Source organism: Streptomyces sp. NPDC002133 (genome assembly GCF_040296405.1).
In the GTDB taxonomy this organism is placed as follows: Bacteria; Actinomycetota; Actinomycetes; order Streptomycetales; family Streptomycetaceae; genus Streptomyces.
In genome coordinates, this window is the sequence record NZ_JBEOXF010000075.1 from 1 (window position 1) to 19,315 (window position 19,315).

At 67.9% G+C, this 19,315-nt stretch carries 22 protein-coding genes and 1 pseudogene; 15 read left to right on the forward strand and 8 right to left on the reverse strand.

Going from position 1 to position 19,315, the window contains the following annotated elements; all coding sequences use genetic code 11:
• Positions 1 to 471: MarR family winged helix-turn-helix transcriptional regulator (locus tag ABT078_RS37645; RefSeq protein WP_351236075.1), on the forward strand; the 471-nt coding region annotated here is incomplete at its 5' end.
• Between the two features lie 147 nt (positions 472 to 618).
• Here ABT078_RS37645 and ABT078_RS37650 read toward each other — a convergent pair.
• Positions 619 to 1,062, reverse strand: coding sequence for an SDR family NAD(P)-dependent oxidoreductase (locus tag ABT078_RS37650; protein ID WP_351236077.1), 444 nt, complete (start codon positions 1,060 to 1,062; stop codon positions 619 to 621).
• 105 nt (positions 1,063 to 1,167) lie between these two features.
• On the opposite strand from ABT078_RS37650, the gene ABT078_RS37655 reads away from it, so the two are divergent.
• Complete coding sequence (locus ABT078_RS37655; RefSeq protein WP_351236079.1) at positions 1,168 to 1,551, forward strand: VOC family protein; 384 nt, start codon at positions 1,168 to 1,170, stop codon at positions 1,549 to 1,551.
• A 36-nt stretch (positions 1,552 to 1,587) separates the two neighbouring features.
• Entirely contained in the window at positions 1,588 to 1,965 is a 378-nt protein-coding gene (locus ABT078_RS37660; protein WP_351236082.1) for a LysR family transcriptional regulator, read from the forward strand.
• A gap of 27 nt (positions 1,966 to 1,992) precedes the next feature.
• Here the strand turns inward: ABT078_RS37660 and ABT078_RS37665 are convergent, their stop codons facing one another.
• Complete coding sequence (locus ABT078_RS37665) at positions 1,993 to 2,400, reverse strand: RidA family protein (protein WP_351236084.1); 408 nt, start codon at positions 2,398 to 2,400, stop codon at positions 1,993 to 1,995.
• Between the two features lie 142 nt (positions 2,401 to 2,542).
• On the opposite strand from ABT078_RS37665, the gene ABT078_RS37670 reads away from it, so the two are divergent.
• Both ABT078_RS37670 and ABT078_RS37675 read left to right on the forward strand, forming a co-directional pair.
• On the forward strand, positions 2,543 to 2,923 hold the full coding sequence (locus tag ABT078_RS37670; protein ID WP_351236086.1) for a winged helix-turn-helix transcriptional regulator: 381 nt from the start codon (positions 2,543 to 2,545) through the stop codon (positions 2,921 to 2,923).
• A 222-nt stretch (positions 2,924 to 3,145) separates the two neighbouring features.
• Positions 3,146 to 3,403, forward strand: coding sequence for a hypothetical protein (locus ABT078_RS37675; protein WP_351236088.1), 258 nt, complete (start codon positions 3,146 to 3,148; stop codon positions 3,401 to 3,403).
• A 649-nt stretch (positions 3,404 to 4,052) separates the two neighbouring features.
• On the opposite strand, the gene ABT078_RS37680 is transcribed toward ABT078_RS37675, so the two are convergent.
• Positions 4,053 to 4,514 carry a carboxymuconolactone decarboxylase family protein gene (locus ABT078_RS37680; RefSeq protein WP_351236090.1) on the reverse strand — a complete coding sequence of 154 codons (462 nt, stop codon included), beginning with the start codon at positions 4,512 to 4,514 and terminating at the stop codon, positions 4,053 to 4,055.
• Between the two features lie 666 nt (positions 4,515 to 5,180).
• On the opposite strand from ABT078_RS37680, the gene ABT078_RS37685 reads away from it, so the two are divergent.
• Together ABT078_RS37685 and ABT078_RS37690 are read left to right on the forward strand one after the other, a co-directional pair.
• On the forward strand, positions 5,181 to 6,542 hold the full coding sequence (locus ABT078_RS37685; RefSeq protein WP_351236092.1) for an MFS transporter: 1,362 nt from the start codon (positions 5,181 to 5,183) through the stop codon (positions 6,540 to 6,542).
• A gap of 188 nt (positions 6,543 to 6,730) precedes the next feature.
• Positions 6,731 to 7,018, forward strand: a complete 288-nt coding sequence (locus ABT078_RS37690) for a creatininase family protein (RefSeq protein ID WP_351236093.1) — start codon at positions 6,731 to 6,733, stop codon at positions 7,016 to 7,018.
• Between the two features lie 718 nt (positions 7,019 to 7,736).
• Here the strand turns inward: ABT078_RS37690 and ABT078_RS37695 are convergent.
• The 3 genes from ABT078_RS37695 to ABT078_RS37705 form a co-directional block, all read right to left on the reverse strand.
• Positions 7,737 to 8,321 (reverse strand): TetR/AcrR family transcriptional regulator, encoded by a 585-nt coding sequence (locus ABT078_RS37695; protein ID WP_351236095.1) that lies wholly within the window; start codon positions 8,319 to 8,321, stop codon positions 7,737 to 7,739.
• Between the two features lie 107 nt (positions 8,322 to 8,428).
• Complete coding sequence (locus tag ABT078_RS37700) at positions 8,429 to 9,826, reverse strand: amidase (RefSeq protein WP_351236097.1); 1,398 nt, start codon at positions 9,824 to 9,826, stop codon at positions 8,429 to 8,431.
• A 5-nt stretch (positions 9,827 to 9,831) separates the two neighbouring features.
• Positions 9,832 to 10,023: a hypothetical protein gene (locus ABT078_RS37705; RefSeq protein WP_351236099.1), complete on the reverse strand. Its 192-nt coding sequence runs from the start codon at positions 10,021 to 10,023 to the stop codon at positions 9,832 to 9,834.
• 311 nt (positions 10,024 to 10,334) lie between these two features.
• On the opposite strand from ABT078_RS37705, the gene ABT078_RS37710 reads away from it, so the two are divergent.
• Entirely contained in the window at positions 10,335 to 11,255 is a 921-nt protein-coding gene (locus ABT078_RS37710; RefSeq protein WP_351236101.1) for an MBL fold metallo-hydrolase, read from the forward strand.
• A 198-nt stretch (positions 11,256 to 11,453) separates the two neighbouring features.
• Here the strand turns inward: ABT078_RS37710 and ABT078_RS37715 are convergent, their stop codons facing one another.
• Positions 11,454 to 11,801 carry an amidohydrolase family protein gene (locus tag ABT078_RS37715; RefSeq protein WP_351236103.1) on the reverse strand — a complete coding sequence of 116 codons (348 nt, stop codon included), beginning with the start codon at positions 11,799 to 11,801 and terminating at the stop codon, positions 11,454 to 11,456.
• Positions 11,802 to 12,115: 314 nt separating this feature from the next.
• Here ABT078_RS37715 and ABT078_RS37720 point away from each other — a divergent pair, with 314 nt between their 5' ends.
• From ABT078_RS37720 to ABT078_RS37745, 6 genes are all read left to right on the forward strand, one after another.
• The gene (locus ABT078_RS37720; RefSeq protein WP_351236105.1) at positions 12,116 to 12,349 is read left to right on the forward strand and encodes a hypothetical protein; all 234 of its coding nucleotides are present in this window, start codon (positions 12,116 to 12,118) and stop codon (positions 12,347 to 12,349) included.
• A gap of 1,174 nt (positions 12,350 to 13,523) precedes the next feature.
• Positions 13,524 to 14,843: an epoxide hydrolase family protein gene (locus ABT078_RS37725; RefSeq protein ID WP_351236107.1), complete on the forward strand. Its 1,320-nt coding sequence runs from the start codon at positions 13,524 to 13,526 to the stop codon at positions 14,841 to 14,843.
• Positions 14,844 to 14,948: 105 nt separating this feature from the next.
• Positions 14,949 to 15,245, forward strand: a complete 297-nt coding sequence (gene tatA / locus ABT078_RS37730) for a Sec-independent protein translocase subunit TatA (protein ID WP_351236109.1) — start codon at positions 14,949 to 14,951, stop codon at positions 15,243 to 15,245.
• 95 nt (positions 15,246 to 15,340) lie between these two features.
• Positions 15,341 to 16,171 carry a twin-arginine translocase subunit TatC gene (gene tatC, locus ABT078_RS37735; protein WP_351236147.1) on the forward strand — a complete coding sequence of 277 codons (831 nt, stop codon included), beginning with the start codon at positions 15,341 to 15,343 and terminating at the stop codon, positions 16,169 to 16,171.
• A gap of 24 nt (positions 16,172 to 16,195) precedes the next feature.
• Positions 16,196 to 16,570 (forward strand): twin-arginine translocase TatA/TatE family subunit, encoded by a 375-nt coding sequence (locus ABT078_RS37740; RefSeq protein WP_351236111.1) that lies wholly within the window; start codon positions 16,196 to 16,198, stop codon positions 16,568 to 16,570.
• An 81-nt stretch (positions 16,571 to 16,651) separates the two neighbouring features.
• Positions 16,652 to 17,275, forward strand: coding sequence for an SDR family NAD(P)-dependent oxidoreductase (locus ABT078_RS37745; protein ID WP_351236113.1), 624 nt, complete (start codon positions 16,652 to 16,654; stop codon positions 17,273 to 17,275).
• 15 nt (positions 17,276 to 17,290) lie between these two features.
• Here ABT078_RS37745 and ABT078_RS37750 read toward each other — a convergent pair.
• A pseudogene (locus tag ABT078_RS37750) lies at positions 17,291 to 18,489 on the reverse strand (RNA-guided endonuclease InsQ/TnpB family protein).
• 304 nt (positions 18,490 to 18,793) lie between these two features.
• Here ABT078_RS37750 and ABT078_RS37755 point away from each other — a divergent pair.
• Positions 18,794 to 19,051, forward strand: coding sequence for a hypothetical protein (locus tag ABT078_RS37755; protein ID WP_351236115.1), 258 nt, complete (start codon positions 18,794 to 18,796; stop codon positions 19,049 to 19,051).
• Positions 19,052 to 19,315: the final 264 nt, after the last annotated feature.

Genomic DNA, 19,315 nt, shown 5'->3' on the forward strand with positions numbered 1-19,315 from the left:
ATGGGAGAGCGGCACAGAGCGTTCCCCACCACCGAGGAACTGCAGATCTGGCAGGACTTCATCGAGACCACGGAAGCGCTCCGCTCCGAACTCTCGTCACGCCTGCACAGCGAGTCCTCCTTGTCAGCGGGCGACTACGCCGCGCTCCTCGCGCTGCGAGAAGCGGAAGGGCGGCTGCGCCCCTCCGAACTGGCAGCCCGCATCGGCTGGCAGCGCAGCCGTCTCTCGCACCAGATCAAGCGCATGGAGCGACGAGGGCTGATTCGGCGCGAGGAATGCAGCACCGACGGCCGGGGCGCCGAGGTGGTGCTCACCGCCGAAGGTGCGGAAGCGTTCCGCAACGCTTCGGTGCCGCATCTACGTGCCGTCCGTGAGCTGTTCATCCATCCGCTCACGCCGGACGAGCTCGCGGCAGCCGCGCGGATCTCGGCGGCGCTACGCGACCGCCTGAGGGCGTCGCGTGAAAGCTGAGGGGGTTGTCGTCGCGGACGCATGGGAGTCACCGCCCTGACCTCCTCCGCGAGGCCGCGATCCGGGCCGGCGGCTCGCTGGACGTCAAGCGCACGGTCCAGTCCAACCGGCGGGCCGGCCGGCGGGCTGATTCGCGTGAGTGTCCGGTCAGGATCCCGGGTCTGGGTAGGGCCAGGTGTTCTGCACGCCGTCGAGGACGAAGATCCGACCGGTGATGAACGAGGCCGATACGCTGCTCAGGAACAGCAGGGCGTCGGCGACGTCCTCCGGCGCCACGAGCCCGTCCACAGGGATGACGCCCTGAGCCCGCTCCGGCCCGTTCCCTTCGGCGAGGAACCGCTTCATGCGCGGATTGGCGATCATCCCCGGGGCGACGCCGCTGACCCGGACGCCCGGGGAGTCGAACTCCGCGGCGGCACTACGCACCAGCGAGATCTGTGCCGCCTTCCCAGCCACGTAAGCGGCGTTGTTCCAGGCCCCGCCATGCCGGCGGCCGACGTCACGTAGCTGACGCTCGAACCGGTAGCGAGCCGGTCGATCGCCTCCCTTGCCGCGCGCCGCGCGTGCTCGAAGACGACGTCGAAGTGCCACCTCCAGGTCTCGTCGTCGGTCTCGGCGATCGAGAGTGAGCTGTGTGCGCGAAGAATGAGCGCAACTCGGTGGCGTTTGGCGTGGAGATCAGGAAGGCTCGCGCGCATGGTCTCGATATTGCAGAACGTGGCGATTGACTGTGCGGATGCCTACCAGCTGGCCCGGTTCTGGAGCAGTGTGACAGGTCGTCCGCTGCATCCGGAGGACAGACCGGGTGCCCGGGAGACTCAGGTGCTGCTGGCGGAGGGCCCAGTGCTGCACTTCAACCAGGTGCCCGAGGCTAAGACGATCAAGAACCGGATTCATCTGTGTTTGCGCCCTGAGACCTCGCGCGATCAGGAGGTGGACCGGCTGCTGGGCCTCGGTGCCACCTTTGTCACCGATCACCGGAATCCCGATGGTTCAGGCTGGGCAATCCTTGCTGATCCCGAAGGCAACGAATTCTGCGTTCTGCGCAGCGAGTCCGACCGAGCCACCATGAATTCCTGACGCTCACACGCCGCCCTGGCCGGTTTCGTAGGCAGCTTGTCACAGCCACTCGCTGATGGCCGCGCAGCAGCACGCCGACTGCACATGGCCACTTCGCCGCTGAGCCAGCGGACCAGGGACCTCGAGCGGGAGCTCAACCACCGACTGTTCGACCGCGACACACACCGTGTCACGCTCACGCCCGCCGGTGAGGCGCTGCTGCCGATCGCGCGAGACGTGAGCAGGTCATCCATCCCGAGGCGGCTGCGCGAGACGACCCGGCCGGGACGCAGCACCCTGTTCATGGGCAATCCTTCCGGGCTTCACCCCAGACTGAGAGAGCCCACACCGGGCCAGAAAGCCCTCACCCATTTCAAGATCCCTCAGCCGAGACCTGCCTCACCCGTCCACAACCTCCCGGGGCAGAACAGCTAGGGCAGCCCCGGGGCGAACGGCACCCGTTCAGTCGATGACGGCGGTGGCTTCGACCTCGACCAGATGGTCGGGTACGTCCAGTGCCGCGACGCCCAACAGCGTGGCCGGCGGTACCGGTGCGACCCCGAGCTTCGCGGCCGCCCGGGTGACTCCCTCCAGGAGCAGGGGCATCTTGTCGGGGGTCCAGTCGACGACGTGGACGGTCAGTTTCGCCACGTCGTCGAAGGATCCACCGACCTCGGCCAGGGCGGTGCCGATGTTGAGGTAGCACTGCTCGACCTGAGCGGCGAGGTCGCCTTCGCCGACCGTGACCCCATCGGCATCCCAGGCGACCTGCCCGGCGATGAAGACCAGCTTCGAGCCGGTCGCGATCGACACCTGCCGGTACGCATCGATTTCCGGCAATCCGCTGGGGTTCACCAGGGTGATGGCCATGCTGCCTGCCTCCTTGTCATGAGAGCCCGTGGGCTCAGTTCCACCGAGCCGAGAGGCTCGGGGTCACTTGTGGTTACTCAGGAACCGTAGGAGAGTGGCCGCTGACATGGAAGAACGCACTTTTCAGTGACTGGGGAACCTGATGGTGACCAAGCAGTTCAGCGGCTCGCCCGAGGATGCGGACCTGAGGCGGGCGGACTCTCTGGCGCGGGAGATCTTCGCGGACGTCGCCAACAAGTGGGCGCTCCTGATCATCGAGTCCCTCGGTGAAGGCACCCTGCGCTTCAGCGAGTTGCGGAACGAGATCGAGGGCATCAGCCACAAGATGCTCACCCAGAACCTGCGCATGCTCGAGCGCAACGGTTTGATCGAGCGGAACGTGCACCCCACCGTGCCACCGCGGGTCGAGTACACCCTCACCGAGCCGGGCCAGGCCCTGCGGGTGACGATCGACGGAATGTGCGACTGGACCCACCGGTACCTCGGTCACATCGAAGCCTCCCGCCACCGCTTCGACGTCTGACGGGTTGAAGCACTCAGCTGCCAGTTGATGTGCTCGGATACCTGTGCGGGCCCGCCCTGAAGGCTCGCGGTACGGCCCGCGGGCCCGTGACACCGGCTGCGGCACCGCATGGTCGGCAGAAGCAACCCCTTTGGGGTGTGCGGCGGTCTTACCGGGCGTCGTGCTCAGAGGAGCAGCCTCTGTCGACTCGTACTGGTAAACCGAATGGAAAGGGCGCACTCCATGGTGCTGGATCCCAACTTCTGCCTGGACGTTCCGGAGGGTTTCGACGACTCGGACGCTGAGACCGGGGTGCATCCCATGGCCAGGAAGCTGTTCCTCGCCACAACTGCCGCAGAAGCCTTCAGGAAAGCCCATGAGTGGGTGCGGGAACAAAAGATCCGCCTGTCAGACGTGTCGTGGGACTTCTTCCACGACGAGGACGAACCCTACTGCCTGAGCATCTATTTCACCTTCGAGCTGGATCCCGAAGACACCTGACCACTGCCTTTTGAGCAAGGGTGTCGACGCGGCTCGTCGGTATTGGCCAGTCTGCATTGGCCTACCGCAGCGCCGGCCTCTTGCGTAAAGAAATCATGGCAAGCGGACTCTTGCAGGCCACTTCCCTCCCCGTGATCGTGGCGGCGACAACAATCGGGTTGAAGCTGGACGCGATCCGGCCGGCCAACGCAGCCGCGCTGGTGGCAGCGAGCCTCGTGCCCGTGATTGTGTTGCCCCTGACGGCACTGCCCCTGCTGCACCGTTCACGGATATCCGCACGGTCGGGGCCAGAGGAGGAGCCGGATCGATGCCGAGAACGGCACGGCCGGCTGTCACGTGTCATCGGAGCCGCCCTCGTCCCAAGGGGGCGTGCGCCATAGCTACGCAAGGTCACGTGTTCCGTGTCCTCGTTGCAGAGAATGCACATCAGACGAGTACGGCTCTGCGCATAAGGTGATGATTCAGCGCCGCCCCGCACGGCTACAGACCCTGCTGTGGTTGCCGCCCGATGCACTCCAACAGGAGGCGTTTTCTCAGTCGTCACTGCTAGTGGCACAGCAGACACAGCACCAGGTCCCAAGCCACACCCACCCTCAGGAGCCTTCTCCTGCCGAGATGCTGTGCTGCGCGATGTCCTGGAGAAGTCGGCTCAGTTGCCGGTGACCGGGTATCGGCTTGTGATCGCGACGCGGTTGAACGCGTTCATCACCGTTGACAGCCAGGCGACTGCCGAGACCTGATCTGCGGAGAGCACAGCTGCGGCCGCGTTGTAGTCCTCGTCGCTCACCCGGCCTTCCGACACGCGCGAGATCGCCTCAGCCAAGCGTAGGGCCGCGCGGTCAGTCTCGGAGAAGTATCCGGTTTCTTCCCAGGCGTGCAGAACTGCGATCCGGTCTGGGTTCTCGCCCTTCTTGAGTGCGTCACGGGTGTGCAATTTGAGGCAGTACGCACAGCCATTGATCTGAGACGTGAGTATCTTCACGAGCTCGACGAGGAGCGGGTCAAGACCCGCTGCGGTGGTGGTCTCTTCCACCGCCGACGACAAGGCGAGTAGAGCCTTGTAATTGGCCGGGTGCTGCTTTCCCATGTTGACGCGTTGATGCTCAGTCATGGCTTCCTCCTACTCAAGTGAACGAGGACCATAAGGGCCTGTCTCAGGCTCGCCTGATCGGCGCCGTCGTCCGTGTGACTGGTGGTTCGCGATCATGCAGGGCAATGAATTTTGTTGAGCATCCCTACCGCCCGATTGCCTACCTTCGCGGATTCAGCGACCTTGCGCGGATCGCCTGGTGGAGGCGAAGACGGCCAGCAACTTCGTCGGTTTGTCCTGCTGGTGTTCCGTGAGCACGTGGTGGGCGGCCGACTGCTCGACCGGGCTCGCCTTCGTGGTACGTACGCATTTTCCCGCCAGCGAGCTGGCTGCGCATAGTGCCGTCGAGGCCGCAGGTCGAGACCTGACTCCTCCTCGAAGCAACACTGCTGTTCTGGGCCGCTGGGTAACGACACCCCCGTGGCCGCACGCCCTCCCGACCACCGCCAGGCACTGGCCTCCAGCTGGTGCCTGGCCTCGTGAGGGCGTGCATGGGCAGGCCGCGGTGGGGGACCCCGTGAACTGCTGGGGTCGCTCAACTTCCTCGTCGGCTGGGCCCTCGGAGCCCTACGGGCCGTCTCGCGAGGGGAGACCTCCCCCCTTAAAGCGGAGATTTTGCTTTTAGCGCCCGCAGGGGATACGCTCCCTTAAAGCAAAGAAACTGCTTTAGCTTCATGGAAGGAAGTCATGGACCGCGCCGCCCCGGGAGCACTCAACCCCCGTACCCGACTGGCCAGGCGCTCATCGTTCGCCCTTGATGCCTCAATTCTGGTCGCCCTGCTGGCTGCATCGAGCGCCCCCACTCCCTTGTATGCGATCTACCAGGACCAATGGGGCTTCTCCTCCCTGACCCTTACGGTCGTCTTCAGCGCGTATTCCATGGCCATGCTGCTGGCCCTGCTGATGACCGGATCCCTCTCGGACCACCTGGGCCGCCGCCCGGTGCTGGTCGGCGCGCTCGCCGTCGAGGCTTCGGCCATGGCTCTGATCGCCACCGCCGGCGGGGTTGGACAGTTGCTCCTCGCACGTGTACTGCAAGGACTCGCGACCGGTATGGCAACCAGCGCCGTGGGCGCGGCGCTGCTGGAACTGGAGCATCCGGGGCGGGCCGGCAGGGCCGCCCTCACGAACAGTGTCGCCCCCATGGCCGGTATGGCCGTCGGCGTCCTCGGCTCGACGTTCCTGGTCCATTTCGTACCGGCGCCCGGCCCAACAGCGCATCTGACCCTGCTCGGTGTGTTCGTGCTTCAGGCTCTCGCCCTGACCTTGACCTCCGAGACAGCCAGACGCAGGCCAGGAGCACTGCGCTCGCTGCGTCCCGCGATCCGGGTGCCCGCATCCGCGCGTCAGTCGATGCTCGTCGCGGCCCCGAGTGTGGTGGCCGTCTGGTCACTGGGCGGATTCTCCTCGTCCCTGGGCCCAGGGCTCGCCCGGCTGATAGACCCGAACGCCGCGCAAGCCATCGGCGGCCTCATCTTCTTCACACTGACCGCGAGCGCAGTCCTGTCCGTATGGGCGGTCCGCCGCCTGCCGGCCACCACTGCGCCCCTGTCGCTCGGTGCCGGCGCGGTAATCCCCGGTGTCGGCCTGATTCTGCTCAGCGTTCATGTGAACAGCCTGACCGCGCTGTTCGTGGGTACGGCCCTGGCCGGTGCCGGCTTCGGCTCGGTGTCCCAGGGAGCGCTGCGCACCGTTCTGCCCCGCGTCGCCATGGCGGACCGCGCGAGCACGCTGGCCGCCTACTACGTGCTGAGTTATCTCGCCATGAGCCTGCCGGCCGTACTCGCCGGTCTCTTGACCGTGCGCTACGGGCTGCTGACCACCACGCTGGCCTTCGGCGGCGCGGTGGCCGCTGTGGGCACGGCCGCTCTGGCGGTGATCCTGAGGGCCGCGCGCACGCAGACCCGCCGGAGCGCGGCGGTCGTGCTCCCCCCGCCCAGAAACCGCCGCTACCACGACCACTTCCGTACGGCTCACGGCGCTCACCGGCCTCACGCCCTCCCTTGCCACCTGCCCGTCCCGCACCGCATCCCAGGGCAATCTCGATGACTGCCCCGCAGCCCTCGCGCACCTCCGATGATCAACGAGGGCCCGACCTTGATCGAACTACTGCCGCAGACCGGCTCCTGACCAGCGCCACACCCGACGTGGTCGGTCAAGTGCCCCGCCGGACCGCCTTCTTCGCCCCGACGATCGCGGGATCCGGCATTTGGCCGACCACAGCTTCGCCCTGAAGGTTGCACGCCTGTAAAGGCGAGACTTCCATGATCATGGAAATCTCGCCCGAGCTCGTACGCGAGCAAGAGCTGAAGACAGCGGCCGGACCGGAGATCAGACTCCAGTCGCAGGACCCCGGTCCCGTCCATGTCTCCCGGTCCTTCATGACCGTCTCCCCCTCCGGAGTCGCCGGAGACGCCCGCGGAGCCGGCGCGGCCAAGGGAAAGACGATCCTCGACGCATGCGCCCAGGAGATCTCCACCCTGCTCAAGAGCAACACCATGTGGGCCGAGGACGGCCGCGAATGACTTCACGGCGGACAGCGTGCATGTCGCAGGTGCGCACGCCCGCGTCCCGCTGAGCGAGCGGACTCCGGCCGCCCAGCCGGAGAGTCTCGAGCGTCGCCGCCTGAGTCCGTGCTGCAGCCGTCGACGACTCGGGCGAAGCCATACCGTCGATGGCCTCAGACGCACTGTCCGCTACCCGGCAGCGTTCGCTTCAGACCCAGCCGATGAACGACGAGCAAGACTGCCGGCCGCCGCGAAAGCCGCTCCCTGGGCTCGGCCACAGCGTGCAGAAGCCGAAGGTCCCGGCTGGGGACGGCCGTTGCGGGACGAGCCCCAGGCCCGGGCGGCCCCAACGATGCCGACCCGGGCGGCGCGCGGCCGCTGCAACCGGCCCTCATCGCAGGCGGCTGACCCACGGCGGTTCGCGGACCGGGCTGCAACTCGGCAAGGACCGCCGCATCATGCGTGCCCGCAGGATCACTCCCGCACTCATCCGCCGCGGCACCCCACACGGCTCCGGACCAGGCAAAACCTCCGGGTGATCGAGCCCGCTCTCGCCCGGTTGGACCGACTCGAATGCCTGCGCATGCGCGACAAGAAAGGCGCCGCCCCACCAGGGCCTGCTCCAACTCGCCTGCAGCACCATCTGTTTGAAACGAGTCCCCGCCCCTCTGCAGCCGGATCAGGCCACGCCTGATTCCGAGCGGCCAACCGGAGCGCCGCACAGGGCGTCGGAACCTCACATGGCGTTTTGGTGCTGGGGCATAAGTCGTGTCAGGGCCGTGTCCACCAGTGTGCGGGCGTAGTCGGCGTCGAGCAGGCCGGGGCGGAAGAGGATGCGGTACATCATGGGCGCCACTATGTGGTCGATGACCACATCGACGGCGGGCACCGGCTCGTCGCGTTGGCGTGCGCGGGTGAGGATGACCTCGGCGTGTTCGTAGGCGTAGGCGGAGCACTGGCCGGCGTTGCTGCCGTCCGGGTCGCCGGCGAGTGCGTCGCGGATGTAGGCCCGGCCCGCCGTGGAGGACATCTCCTCCAGGAACTGCACGGCCCAGACTTCCAGGTCGGCGCGCAGGCTTCCCAGGTCGGCCGGGGTCGTTTCCGGGCGGAGCCGCTCCACGGCCACGTCGGAGAGGAGTTCCTGCATGTCGCCCCACCGGCGATAGATCGTCGAGGGGGTGACCCCGGCCCGTTTGGCGACGAGCGGAACCGTCAGCGCGGCGCGCCCGAGTTCCGATTCCAGGTCACGGACGGCCTGGTGGACCGACTGCTGCACGCGGGCGCTGCGCCCTCCTGGACGGGGTCGGGGCTGTGAGCTCATACCGCTACCTTAACGCTAAACATTCGCTTCAAGAAATGAGGCTGCCCCGCTCGCCTTGCGGCGGCGGGGCTTGCCCGTACGCGGGACCGCCCGGTCCGGGGTCCACCTCAGACCGGCAGGTGGCCCGCGAGCGGAGCGGGGCCGCGGACCTGCTCGTAGGCGTCGGCGACGTGCAGCACGGTGGCCTCGCCGAGCGGGCGGCCGATCAGCTGCAGGCCGATGGGCAGACCCGCCGTGTCGAAGCCGGCGGGCACGGACAGGGCGGGCAGCCCGGTGATATTGGCGGGAGCCGCGAGGCGCACGTAGGCGTCGGAGACGGTTTCGACGGTTCCGTCCGCCCAACGGAAGGTTTCCTGGCCGGCCCTGGCCGCGGTGGCCGGAACCGTGGGAGCGGCGATGACGTCGACCTCGTGCAGGAGGCGGCTCCACTCCTCGCGCATGAGGGTGCGGGTGCGCTGGGCGCGCAGGTAGTCGGTGGCGGGGACCAGGGCGCCCGCTTCGAGCAGGACCCGCACGTCGGGGCCGTAGAGCTCGGGCGTGGTGTGCAGGTGCTGCTCGTGGTAGGCGGTCGCCTCCGGGACCATCAGTCCCCACTGGGTGGCCTGGATGTACTCGCTCATCGGTATTTCGACGTCCACCAGGCATGCGCCGAGGTCCGCGAGGCTTGCCAGGGCTTGGCGTACCGCGGCTTCCACCTGCGGGTCCACGCGGTCGAAGTAGTAGTTGACGGGGACGCCGACGCGCACGCCGTCCAGGCCGGCGCCGGGCCGTGGGACGTGTGCCTCGTAGGGGTGGTCGAGGCTGGCGGGGTCGCCGGGGTGGTAACCGGCGAGCGCGTCCAGGACGAGGCCGGCGTCCTTCACGGTCCGGGTGATGGGGCCGACGTGGTCCAGGGACCAGGACAGCGAGGCGACCCCGTGCCGGGGAACCAGGCCGTAGGTGGGCTTGAGGCCGACCACGCCGGTCAGTGCGGAGGGGACGCGGATGGAGCCGCCGGTGTCCGTTCCCAGGGAGAACGTCGCCGTGCCCGCCGCCACTGCGGCGGCCGAGCCGCCGCTGGAGCCGCCGGGCACATGGTCCGGATGCCAGGGGTTGCGGGTCTGGGGGGTGGTCAGGCCGTAGGCGAACTCATGGGTGTGGGCCTTGCCGACCAGGACGGCGCCGGCTTCCTTCAGGCGCGTGGCCACCACGCTGTCGTCGGCGGGCACGCGACCTGCGCGGACGGCGGAGCTGGACGTGGTGGCCATGCCCGCGGTGTCGATGAGGTCCTTCAGCGCCATGGGGATGCCGTGCAGCGGACCGCGACGGCGGCCTGCGGCGATCTCCCGCTCGGCCTCGGCGGCCTGGGCGCGTGCCGCCTCGGCGGCCACGGTGACATAGGCGTTGACGACCGCATCGACCGCGTCTATGCGGGTCAGGACCGCCTCGGTCAGTTCCACCGGCGACAGGCTCCCCTCGGCGATGGCCGCGGACGCCTGGGTCAGGGACAGCTCGTAGGGCTTCATGACACTCACCGGCCCTGGACACGGTAGGAGCCGGCCGGCGGGGTCTCCGCGAGATCGAGCTCCCGCAGACGGCTGATGACGGTGAGGATGTGGTGGGCCGTGCCGGCCACCACGGCGTGCCGGTCACTGCCCAGCGACAGCCCGGCGCGCAGCGCCGACTCCGCAGCCCCTTCGGGCGAGAACGGGGGAACAGACATGATCGAAATCCTTTCCGGGCGCCGGCGCCTGCGCACCGCCGCGGCTCTCGCAGAGCGGCGAACCAACCCAAGAGCTAAATATTTGCGTTAGTGCCACGGTAGGCCACCCGAAGCACTAACGCAAACATTGAGCCTTAAGGCGCCGAAGTTCGCCACGCGTGGCATTAACGCTCAATCTTTGCCTTAGCAGCGAGAGCGCGGTACCGTTAACGCAACATCTGAGCGTTAACGACGATCGCCGTCCGCACCGCAGGGACGGCTCCTCACTCGTCCGCTCCCCCCACCGCAGCCCGCTCCCGGAAAGAGATCTCATGCCCACGCCGTACACAGCCCCCGCACCGCAGAGCCCCACCCCTTCCTGGACCGTGGGAGACATCGTCGTCCGCCGCATCGACGAGGTGGAACTGCCCCCGCAGACCGGCCCCTGGCTCCTGCCCGGCGCAACACCCGACGTCGTCGCCGGCTCCCCCTGGCTGCAGCCCGACTTCGCCGGCGCCGACCGGGTCCTGCGCCTGGCCAGCCACACCTTCGCTCTGGAGGCCGACGGACTGCGGATCCTCGTCGACACGGGCATCGGCAACGGCAAGGACCGCGCCAACCCCGCCTGGAACCAGCTCCGCACCGACTACCTCTCACGCCTGGAGCAGGCCGGCTTCTCCCCGGACACGATCGACATCGTCGTCCTCACCCACCTGCACACCGACCACGTCGGATGGAACACCCGCTCCCAAGAAGGCACCTGGATCCCCACCTTCCCAGGCGCCCGCTACATCGCCGGCCGCACCGAATGGGACTACTGGGCATCGGTGGACATGGAGGAAGCCCGCAAGCAGATGTTCCGCGACTCCATCCACCCCATCAACGACCACGGACTGCTCGACCTCGTCGACATCCCCAACGACGGCCTGGACATCGCCCCCGGCATCACCCTCATCCCCACCCCCGGCCACACCCCAGGCCAGGTCGCCGTCCGGCTGAACAGCCAGGGCAGCACCGCCCTGATCACCGGCGACTGCATCCACCACCCCGTGCAGCTCGCCCAGCCCGACATCCACAGCCACGTCGACATCGACCCCACCCAGGCCGAGGCGACCCGCCGCGACCTGCTCGCCGCCCTCGCCGACACCGACACCCTCCTGCTCGGCAGCCACTTCCCCCCGCCCACCGCCGGCCTCGTACACAGCCACCGCACCACCTACCGCCTCCACCCCGTCCCCGCCCAGCCCGCATAGCGGCCTCACCCCGAAGGCCTGCCGGTCCCCCGGGCCGACACACCGAACACTCTGCGGACGACGGTCCTCCTGGTTGCCGCCGCCTTCGCGCCGTGCCGGGTCCACGCAGTCATCGGTGGTGCCGCTCTGGTCCAGCTGTCGGCGATGCTGCTCGGTGTGCCGAACGCGAGAAGAGCGGCCTCGACCGAGCCTGCAGGATCAGGTCCTTGCCAAGGCTCCCGCGCCCGGAAGGAACCGGCCGGAGGCCACGTGCAACGGCTTGCCGTACTCCGCGACGAGTTCGCTGCGAAGGTAGGTGCGGGCGACCTGGCCCAGCACCTCACGGCCGTCGAAGGGCGTCCAGCCGGCCTTGGAGAGCACGTCGGCGTTGCGCAGGGTGCGCTTCACCGAAGGGTCGACGAGCACCAGGTCCGCGTCCGACCCGACGGCGAGCCGGCCCTTGCGCGGCCACAGCCCGTACGTCCTGGCCGGGCTCTCGCTGTAGACGCGGGCAACGTCCTCATAGCCAAGGTGTCCTCGCGCCGCGGCGTCGAGAAGCAGCGTCATCGTACTGTCGAGACCGGGAAGTCCGAAGTGAACGTTCCACGGGCGCGCTCGGCGGCGATATACGCCGCCACTTCGGGGTTGCTGTCCAAGGCCCCATTGGGCCCGTGTTCGCCGCGTGGTGCGGCGGGCGCGGCCGACGGCTTGGGCTTCCGACTCCGGCAGCCAGCAGGCCACGTGGCTTGGGGAGCGAACGCGGGGTACTGCTGGTGGACCAACTGGCCAGGCAGTGGGGCGCCACGCCGCACACGGCCGGGAAGACCGTCTGGTTCGACATGGATCTGCCGAACCGGAACTCCTGAGCAGCGAGGGGAGCGATGAAGAAGATCGACGACGGCGAATCCCTGGCCCGCGATCACCATGAGGCACTCGCCATCGGGAGCGGCTTCGATGGTTCGGTCGCCGCCTGCCGGCCGGCCCAGGCAGGGGCGGACGTAGCGGTAGCCGAATGTGGTCGGCGCCGGCCTGCCGGCAGTTTCCCCCGCGACCTGTCCCGGTTCGACGGAGAGTGGCTTTGGGTCTGCAAGCATGGGCGACGCGACTCCGCTTGACGGCATCTCGCCGTACGAGCGGCCGGCTACTGCGGCGGCTCTCTGGTGTACGCGAATGTCGCGATGAGGTCGTTGCAGGAGGTGTTGGCGCAGTCGCTCCGCAGCAGTGAAGTCCTCACTCGTCCGCCACTGCGTGCTGCCCGGTACGCGTGGACGGATGTCGGTCAGCACCACTGGCGTGCTGGGCTCTTCGCGCCACGCATAGCTGCGCAGCCTCGCTACATCGACGTCGGCGAGCCGAATGCCCCCGGATATTGGAATGTCGGTAGACCCAGATACCGCTGACCTGCCCTTGCCGAGGATCTCTCCCTTCCATTCCCCGGAGTTGATGTCGCCACTGCTCAACGACCGGCTGTGGCACATCCCCTTCAACCGGCTCGCCAAACTGAACGAGCAGTTCGCCAGGGGGACTGGAAGGCATCTTTTCGGCTACGAGTTCGACATCAACGCCGTGAAGGAACTGCCCGACTACGCCGTCAGGCACTACGCCCGCACCGTTGCCTCCCACCACGACGCCTTGAGCCGCAGCTTCCGCTTCTACCGAGCGTGCGACACCACCGTCGCGCAGAACCAGCGACGTAAGAACCCGCGGCCGACCCTGCCCGTCCTGGCAATCGGCGGAGCGGCAAGCGGCGGCGATGGGGTCGGGAAGACGGTGAAGCTTGCCGCGGACGACGTGCGGACCCCGGTCATACCCGAGTGCGGCCACTGGCTCACAGAGGTGACTCCCGAGGAGATGCCGGCCCGCGTCGACCGCGTTCCTGACCCCGTAGCGCGACCGAGAGCGAGGTGCACGACCTCACGCTGCCGCATCGCACCGGTAGAGGACCGTTCGAACCTGTGCCACCTCGCTCGACGGGACCGGGGCGGCTCACCTTCGAGCCCTGGCCCCACCCGGCCGCCCTGGCCCCACCCGGCCGCCCTGGCCCCACCCGGCCGCCCTGGCCCCACCCGGCCGCCCTGGCCTCGCCCGGCCGCCCGCGACGAACGCCGCGATCGGTCTAGCTTGCAAATTTAAATTTAGGGTCTAACGTGGATGACACGCACCGAACGGGACCGGCAGCCGTACATCCGCGTCTGCTCGCAGGCCCACCGAAATGATCGACCGGTCGCCGTCGACATCCACACACCGGCCCTTGTACGGCGAAATTCGAACAACGCTTGGAGATTCACCATGTCTGAAGTACTTCCGCCCCACTCTCGACGGGCTTTTCTTTCCACCTCGGCCGCTGCGACGGCCGCAGCGGTGGCGGGATCCTTCAGCCTGTTCCCCGCCCAGTCGGCTGCAGCGGTCGAAAGGGGAGCAGGCCTCCATCCGGCAGCGGGCGGGAGCATCCGTCCCTTCCGTGTTCATTTCCCGGAGAGGGATCTGGTCGATCTCCGTCGGCGCATTGTGTCCACGCGGTGGCCCGAGCACGAGACCGTCGCGGATCACACGCAGGGCGTGCCGCTCGAGACGATGCAGGAGCTCGCGCGCTACTGGGCTTCGGAGTACGACTGGCGCAAGGTCGAGGCGAGGCTGAACGCCCTGCCGCAGTTCATCACCGAGATCGACGGGCTGGACATCCACTTCCTCCACGTCCGCTCCAAGCACAAGAACGCTCTGCCACTCATCGTCACCCACGGTTGGCCCGGCTCGATCATCGAACAGCTGAAGATCATCGAACCGCTCACCAACCCCACCGCACACGGCGGCAAGGCATCGGATGCCTTCCATGTCGTGATTCCGTCGCTGCCCGGCTACGGGTTCTCGGACAAGCCGAGCACGACCGGCTGGGGCCCCGACCGCATCGCCGGTGCCTGGATAGCGCTGATGAAGCGCCTGGGATACAAGAAGTATGCGGCGCAGGGCGGCGACTGGGGCGCGCTCATCGTGGATCGCATGGGTGTGCAGAAGCCCCAGGGCCTGGTCGGCATCCACACCAACTTGCCTGGTGTGGTTCCGCCCGACATCGCCAAGGCGCTCTCGACCGGCAGCCCGGTGCCCCCCGGACTCTCAGACGAGGAAAAGCACGCGTACGAGCAGCTGCAATTCACCTACAAGCACCTCGCCTACGCCCGCATCATGGGGTCGCGCCCGCAGACGCTGACCGGGCTGACGGACTCGCCCATCGGCCTGGCGGCATTCATGCTCGACCACGACGGGCGCAGCTTGGAACTGATCTCCCGGGTCTTCGCCGGACAGAAGGAAGGCCTGACCCGTGACGACGTCCTCGACAACATCACGCTCTTCTGGCTGACGAACACGGCGGTTTCTGCCGCTCGTCTGTACTGGGAGAACAAATACACCCTCATCCCCAATGGCGTCACCATCCCGGCTGCCGTGAGCGCCTTCCCCGACGAGAACTTCCAAGCCCCGAAGAGCTGGGCACAGAAGGCTTACCCCAACCTCATCCACTACAACAAGCTCGACAAGGGCGGGCACTTCGCGGCCTGGGAACAGCCGAAACTCTTTACAGAAGAGCTTCGCGAAGGTTTCCGTTCCCTTCGCTAGCCACCCGTGCGGGCGGGGGCAGGCACATGCCCCCGCCCGCACCAGCCCAACCCCCCACACACGGCGGAGCAATTCAACGCTCCTGACACGAAAAGGCAGCACCCAATGTTCGGCAAACTCGGAGCACCTGAGATTCTGCTCATCCTCGTCGTTCTCGTCCTGCTCTTCGGCGCAAAGCGCCTTCCCGGCATGGCGCGTTCGCTCGGGCAGTCCATGCGCATCCTCAAGAGCGAGACCAAGGCCATGCGCACCCGCGACGACGAGGCCACCGCCCAAGACCACTCCCCCGCGCAGGCCGACTTTGCGGGCCGGGCCGACTCCGCAGGCCAGATCGCTTCGGCGCGCGGGCCGCAGGAGACCACTGCCACGGCCCATTCCCAGGACGCCTTCGCCCCGCGCTGACGCCCACCGGCACCTGAGGAAGGAACCGAGGTCTGCTCGTGCTCTCCGCCACATCCCTGGCCCCCGAGGCCGCACCCCGAGCCCACGAGGGACACATGTCCCTCGCGGACCACCTCCGCGAACTGCGCGGTCGCTTGGTGAAGGCGATCGGCGCGGTCATCGTGACGACCGTTGTCGCGGGGCTGTTCTACAAGCAGCTGATCGACCTCGTCATCGCGCCCCTACCGGGCTGCACCACCGTGGCGGAGGGCACGGCGGGCTCCGGGCGATGCGGGGTCATCGCCACCAACGGTCTCCTCTCACCGGTCACCCTCGCCCTGAAGGTGTCACTGACCGCCGGTGTCATCGGCGCGAGCCCCGTCTGGCTCTACCAGCTGTGGAGGTTCCTGGCCCCAGGTCTGCACCGCGGCGAGAAGAAGTACACCCTCGCCTTCCTCGCCACAGGAATCCCCCTCTTCCTGGCCGGAGCCGCGTTCGCCTATGCCGTCCTGCCCACGACGGCGCGGGTGCTGATCTCCTTCACCCCCGACCAGGCCACCAACATCCTGCCCGTCGACGACTTCCTCGACCTGGCCACCCGCATGGTCGTGGTCTTCGGACTGTCCTTCGAACTCCCCCTGCTCCTCGTCATGCTCAACCTGGCCGGCGTCCTCAGCGCCGCCCGGATGGCCGGCTGGTGGCGGCACATGGTCCTCGGCATCGCCGCGTTCGCCGCCATCGCCACGCCCAGCAGCGACCCGCTGAGCCTGCTGGCGCTCGCCGGGCCCATCACCGTGCTCTATCTGGCCGCCTGCGCCGTCTCCTGGATCAACGACCGCCGCCGCGCCCGCAAGAACACGGCAGGCACAGGCCTCAGCCCCGACGAGCCCTCGTCGCTTCCCACCCTCCACGAGCCGGACCACAGCCCAGCCGGCACCCGCTCGTGACTCGCACTGCCCAGGAGGCCGCACATGTTCTTCGACACGGGCCCACTCGAGATACTCACCCTCTTCGTCATCGCGATCGTCGTCCTCGGCCCGGAAAAGCTCCCCAAAGCCATCTCCGAGACAACTGCCCTCATCCGCAAGGTCAGAGCCCTCTCCGACAGCGCCCAAGCCGACATCCGCCAAGAACTCGGCCCGGAATTCGCCGATCTCCATCTCCGCGACCTCCACCCGCGAGCACTCGCCGAAAAGACACTCGCCAAGGCCGAGGACGAGACGGGCCTGCGCGAGATCACACAATCCCTCAACCTCAACCAACCAGCCAACAACGACGATGCGGACCATCCCGAACGCAGCCTCGCCCACGGCACGCACGCACTGAGCAAACAGCCACGCGCCTGAACCGCGTTCTACGCGATCCGGCAGGGCTGCTGGACCCTTGCTCCGCCAACGGCCCGCATGGGGGCGGCTCCAAAGCCGCTCATGCCCTGGTGGGTGGCACGGCTCCCGCCGGCCTGCCTGACCACGGCACGCTCACAGCAAAGGAAGAGCAACGATGGACATCAAAGGATCAGTCGCCCTGGTCACAGGGCCAACCGTGGCACCGGCCGTGCGTTCGCCCGAGCGCTGATCGAGCACGGCGCGGCCAAGGTCTACGCAGGCGTCCGTGATCCGGCCGCAACCCCCGACCGGAACGTCACCCCCCTGCGCCTGGATGTGACCAGGCCCGACGAGATCGCCGAGGCCACCGCTGTCGCGCGTGACGTCACCATCGTGATCAACAACGCGGGTATCGGAAGCACAGGCACCGGACTCCTGAACGGCACTTTCGACGCCGCGCGCCAGGCGATGGAGGTCAACCACTTCGGCACCTGGGCCGTCTCCCGGGCCTTCGCCCCCATCCTCGCCCGCAACGGCGGCGACGCACTCGTGAACACGCTGTCGCTGGCGTCATGGGTCGGGCAGCCCTCGTTCCCCGGCTATGCCGCCGCCAAGGCAGCGCAGTGGTCCCAGACAGACGCACTGCGGCAAGACCTGCGCGAACAGGGCACCTTGTTGACTGCTCCCCTCCCTGGAAGGGGAGGGGTTTCTCTCCTTCGGGGCTGAGCGGGGATTTCCGGCTCACGCTGCCTTGCGGGACGGCGTCCCGCCCGGTGTTGTGCGATCAGCGCCGACCGGGTTCAGACCTGCCCGGACAAGCATCACGTGGGCGGAGTTCTTGTCCCGTGGGGACGAGACTCCGCACGCGGTGCAGGTGTAGGTGCGCTCACCCAGTGGCAGTTGGTGCTTGGCTCTCGCTCCACACTGCGCGCAGTCCATCGTGGTGTGCGCCGGGTGTACCAGGTGCACGGTCCGTCCGTGATTGCAACCCATCCCGATCAAGGCCGTCTTGGTGGCGCCGATGGCGGCGTCGGCGGCCTTGCGGGCCATCATGGATGTGGCGAGGAACCTCGGCCGGAAGTCTTCGACGGTAAAAGCGTCATGGCCCCAGGCCACGCTCTTGGCCTACTTGCGGCCGGTGTCCAGCCCCCGACGCGCGATCTTCTTGTACCCCTTCGCCCTGCCGCTTCGCCTCACGGTAGCCCGTGTCCGCGCCTTGTTCTTCGGGGCGCGGCGGCGGGCCATCATCCGCTGGTAGTGCGCCAGGCGGACGGCGGTTTTCCTCCCGTGCTCGGCGTGCGGGAGGTCGTGCGCGTCGGAGGTGGTGGTCGCCGTCTCACGTACACCCCAGTCGATCCCGATCACACGGCCGGTGGCGGGCAGCGGATGGACTTCGGCGGGAACGACGTACGAGGCATACCAGTGTCCGAGGCTGTCCCGGTCCACACGCACACTCGACGGGTCTGCCGGCAGGTCCCGCGACCACGCAGGAGTCAGAGCGATACCGCCCGCCAGGTGCAGGCGTCCGTCCATGAGGCGGAAGCCGCGCCGGGTGCAGTTCAGCGTCGGCAGCGCGTCGCGCTTCTTCTTGTACCTGGGCATCCCCGCCCGCCGGTGCATCGGCAGCCGCTCCTTGATGTCCTTCAACGCCTTGGCGCGGGACCTCCCGACGTCGCGTATCAGCTGCTGCGGAACCAACGACCCTTCAGCGAGCCACGGGGTACGAGCGCAGGCCCAGGTCAGCATCCTGTCCAGCCGGGCCGGGCCGCACTACTCACCCTCGGGATGAGCCTTCTTCGAACCGGCCACGCACTCGTTCCAGCCCACCGACACCGCGCCCACTCATCCAGCAGGGCCGCGCGGGAAGTGGACGCCACCCGAAGCCGGTAGGCGTACCGGGCATACCCGGCAACCCCGCCCGCCCTCGGGACCGTCGCCACAACCGCCAACCTACCGAGATACGGCAGTTGAACGAACTGACCATCTTTGACCTGCCCCGCCACCGCGCAGGGCAGACGACACACCGCCCCGACAGCCAATCGTCACCCCAACGACCTGCGCCGCAGGAGCCCGACTCCTCCCCGGCCTGAAAGACTCCGTTGGGAAAGGGACGAACCGCTGCCCATGGCAGTCGCTATGACTCACGGACCGCAGGTCAAGTGATCCACTCCCAGCCGGAGTGAGAGCCAGGATGTCCGCCCTGTCCATTTGCCAACGGAGTCTTTGAGGCCGAGGCATCCTCGGATGAGTCAGGTGATCGGGGTCCACGCCGGCTTCGTGGACACCGACCTCAGCACCTGGACGGACGCGCCGAAGATCAGCGCGGCCGACGTCGCCAAGCAGACCCTCCAGGCCCTGGCCAACGACCAAGACGAAGTCCTCGCCGACGAAGAGACCTGGCGAAACCCCGCGCGTGAAGCGTCGCCCGTAGAGCACCGGACGGCGCGCACGCGCACGGCCAGGCCCCCGGCGGGCATCGCCCCGGGCCAGAAGAAGGAATGACCGATGGGCAGTTCTGCACACGCGGCGCTCACCGCCGCCCCGACGACCTTCCAGACGCCCGGCGCGGCGATCGCCCTGCTCGATGCGCGGGGAACGGTGGTCCCGTGGACGCAGGCCGCCCAGCGGCTGGTCGGGTCATACCCGCATACGTGGGGGGCCGCTCCGCCATCGTCCTGCCTGCGGCTGCCGAGGACCGGGCGAAGGCATCAGCGTTCTCGGAGCAGGGCGGTGACCTCTCTCGCTGGTCCGGCTTCACCACGCTCC